This is a genomic window from Hydrogenophaga sp., assembly GCF_028698005.1.
Lineage (GTDB): Bacteria > Pseudomonadota > Gammaproteobacteria > Burkholderiales > Burkholderiaceae_C > Hydrogenophaga.
Window position 1 is genome coordinate 1 of record NZ_JAQVEJ010000246.1, and the last position, 3,007, is coordinate 3,007.

Consider the following 3,007-nt stretch of genomic DNA (forward strand, 5'->3'; position numbering starts at 1 on the left):
TCTCGCGAAACAGGACCGTGCCCGCGGGCACGGTCGTCACCGGCAGCGACACCAGCTGCGGCATCACCGCTTCCAGCGCCGGGTAGAGGGACAACAGGGTCTGGCGGTGGATGGCATCCATGCCCACCATTGTAGGCAGACCACCTAAGTCGAACAGGGGTGCCTCTTTTATTCAATGTTTTTGAATGATGGCTTCAAGCCACTTCACGCTGCCGGTGGCCGTCCGTGCCTACACTCCTCCCATGTCCACCGCACACCCCACCCGTTACCACCCCGTCTCGGTACTGTTGCACTGGGTGCTGGGCCTGGCCCTGATCGGTCTGTTTGCCGTCGGCCTGTACATGACCGATCTGCCGTTTTCGCCCCAACGCCTGAAGCTCTACAACTGGCACAAGTGGGCCGGTGTCACGCTGCTGGCCCTGTCGGCGTTCCGTCTGGCCTGGCGCCTGACGCACCGCCCGCCACCGCTGCCGCCGGCCATCGAGGTGGCCATGCCGCGCTGGCAGCAACTGGCGCACCACGCCACGCACCATGGCCTGTACCTGCTGTTTTTTGCCGTGCCTTTGCTGGGCTGGGCCTACAGCTCGGCGGCCGGTTTCCCCATCGTGCTGTTCGGTGTGCTGCCCCTGCCCGATTTTGTGCCGGTCAGTGAGGAACTCGCCGGGCTGATCAAGCCTCTTCACAAGTTGTCGGCCTTCACCATGATGGCACTGGTGCTGTTGCACGTGGCTGGCGCCCTCAAGCACCAGCTGATTGACCGCGACGGCCTGCTCGCCCGCATGGGCCTGGGTCGTCGTTGACGCCGCTTTTTGATGTTACGCAGGACATTCCCCATGAGTATCCGCTTTCAAACCCTCTTGCTGACGGCCGCTGCCCTGCTGCCTCTGGCCGCCCAGGCCCAGCAACAGCTGCTCCCGGCCCAGAGCGAGATCCGTTTCGTCAGCCGCCAGATGGGCGTGCCGGTGGAGGGCAAGTTCAAGGCCTTCAGCGCCCAGGTGGCTTTCGATCCGGCCCAGCTGGCGAGCAGCCGGATCGCGTTCACCGTGGACACGGGCAGTGCCAGCATCAGCCGCGAGGCCGACGCCGAGCTGGTCAAGCCGGTGTGGTTCAACGTGGCCCAGTTCCCCAAGGCCACCTTCGAGTCGCGCAGCATCAAGCGTCTGGAAGGGGCCCGTTACGAGGTGGCCGGCAAGCTCAGCATCAAGGGTGTGAGCAGTGATGTGGTCGTGCCCGTGACGCTGTCGCAAAGCGGTGCCACCACCACCGCCACCGGCAGCTTCCCCATCCAGCGCCTGAGCTTCCGTATCGGCGAGAAGGAGTGGTCGGACACCGCCATGGTGGCCGACGAGGTGCAGGTCAGTTTCAAGATCGCCCTCAGTGGCGTGCCCAAGCTCTGAGGGGCTTCTGTTCTTTTTTCATCCCAAACCTGAAGGAATTTTCCCATGCGCACATCCCTGGCTTTGCTGGCGGCCGCCGCGACCCTGTCGACCGGTGCCTTTGCCGCCGACTACGCGATCGACCCGACGCACACCTTCGCCACGTTCGAAATCGGCCACTTCGGCGCCACCACCAATCGGGGCCGCTTCGACAAGAAAGAGGGCACGATCAGTTTCGACAAGGCGGCCAAGACCGGCGCCGTGGACATCCGCTTCGACGTGGCCTCGGTGAACACCGGCACCCCCATGTTCGACAAGCACCTGCAAAGCGCTGAGCTGCTGAATGCCGAAAAATTTCCCCAGGCGCGTTTTGTGTCGACCCGGTTCCACTTCAGCGGTGACAAGGTCAGTGCGGTTGAGGGCAAACTGACGCTGCTGGGCGTGAGCCAGCCGGTCACCCTCAAGGCCAACCAGTTCAACTGCTACGACAGCCCCATGCTCAAGCGTGAGGTCTGCGGCGGTGATTTCGAGACCACCATCGACCGCACCGCCTTTGGCGTGAACTACGGAGTGGACTGGGGTTTCTCCAAGAACGTGCGCCTGGTACTGCAGGTCGAGGCCGTCAAGCAGTGATGCCCATCTGAGTGTCGATGTGTGTGCAAAAAGGCCCGCCGTGTGCGGGCCTTTTTTCTTGCCGTGGATGCCGGGGTGGGGGTGGGTATGCACCGGTCGAGGCCGTCCCACCCTGCGCGTTCAGGGACGGGTGGCCGATTCGAGCTGTTCCAGAAACCGGATCGCCTGTTCCCGGCTGGAACCACACATCTCCCCACTCGGCGTCAGGGAGGCGCACACCGCTGGGCGCCCGGGCTGGCCGAAGAGGCGGCAACGCCGTGACGCCGTCCCGTCCAGGTGAGGGCAGGGCATGCCTGCGGGCTTGCCATCGGGCAAGCCCGGCAGGGGGCTGCTGATCGAAGGCGCGATGCAGCAGGCCGCGCAGCCGGGCCGGCACTCCATCGCGACGGTCAGCCCTGGAACTTGCGGGCCGCCCAGAGTGCCTGGTCGATCACACCCTGCACGCCTGCGCGGGTGGCGTCGTTGACGATCCGGCCTTCGGCGTCGAAGGCTTCACCGGCCTTGGCCAGTGCGAATTGCTTGGGCGTGACCCAGCACTGGAGTTGCAGCAGCAGGGGGGTCAGGTGAGACAGGCTGCGAATGCCGCCCAGACCTCCGGGCGAGGCAGCCAGCAGGCCCACCACCTTGCCGGCGAAGGGTTTGGCGCCGACGGCCCACTCGGCATTGCCGCTGATGGGGCGCGATGCCCAGTCGATGGCGTTCTTGAGCAGGGCGGGGTAGCTGCCGTTGTATTCCGGCGTGCTGATGATCCAGGCCGGATGGGCGTGCAGCGCTTCCTTGAGGCGGATCACATCGGCCGGTATGCCGCGGGCCTCAAGATCGCCGTTGTAGATCGGCAGATCAAAGTCGGACAGATCCAGCAGCGTCACCTGGGCGCCAGCGGCGCTGGCCAGATCGGCCGTGGCCTTGGCCAGCTTGAGGTTGAGGGAATCGGCGCGGGTGCTGCCGGAAAAAACGAGGAGGGGGGTCGTCGGATGGATCATGGCGCAAATTCTGAC

General features: G+C 64.9%; 5 protein-coding genes. 3 read left to right on the forward strand and 2 right to left on the reverse strand.

Translation table 11 applies throughout. From position 1 onward, the window contains the following. The first annotated feature begins 242 nt into the window (after nt 1–242). Genes PHQ87_RS15460 through PHQ87_RS15470 form a run of 3 tightly spaced genes read left to right on the forward strand, consistent with a single transcriptional unit; the run spans nt 243 to nt 2,009 of the window. Entirely contained in the window at nt 243–800 is a 558-nt protein-coding gene (locus tag PHQ87_RS15460) for a cytochrome b (RefSeq protein ID WP_300236336.1), read from the forward strand. Nucleotides 801–833: 33 nt separating this feature from the next. After that, nucleotides 834–1,397 (forward strand): YceI family protein, encoded by a 564-nt coding sequence (locus PHQ87_RS15465; protein WP_300236339.1) that lies wholly within the window; start codon nt 834–836, stop codon nt 1,395–1,397. Nucleotides 1,398–1,442: 45 nt separating this feature from the next. Continuing rightward, complete coding sequence (locus tag PHQ87_RS15470) at nt 1,443–2,009, forward strand: YceI family protein (RefSeq protein ID WP_300236341.1); 567 nt, start codon at nt 1,443–1,445, stop codon at nt 2,007–2,009. A 120-nt stretch (nt 2,010–2,129) separates the two neighbouring features. On the opposite strand, the gene PHQ87_RS15475 is transcribed toward PHQ87_RS15470, so the two are convergent. Further along, nucleotides 2,130–2,390, reverse strand: coding sequence for a YkgJ family cysteine cluster protein (locus tag PHQ87_RS15475; RefSeq protein ID WP_300236343.1), 261 nt, complete (start codon nt 2,388–2,390; stop codon nt 2,130–2,132). A gap of 8 nt (nt 2,391–2,398) precedes the next feature. After that, the gene (locus PHQ87_RS15480) at nt 2,399–2,992 is read right to left on the reverse strand and encodes an NAD(P)H-dependent oxidoreductase (RefSeq protein ID WP_300236346.1); all 594 of its coding nucleotides are present in this window, start codon (nt 2,990–2,992) and stop codon (nt 2,399–2,401) included. Between the last annotated feature and the right edge of the window lie 15 nt (nt 2,993–3,007).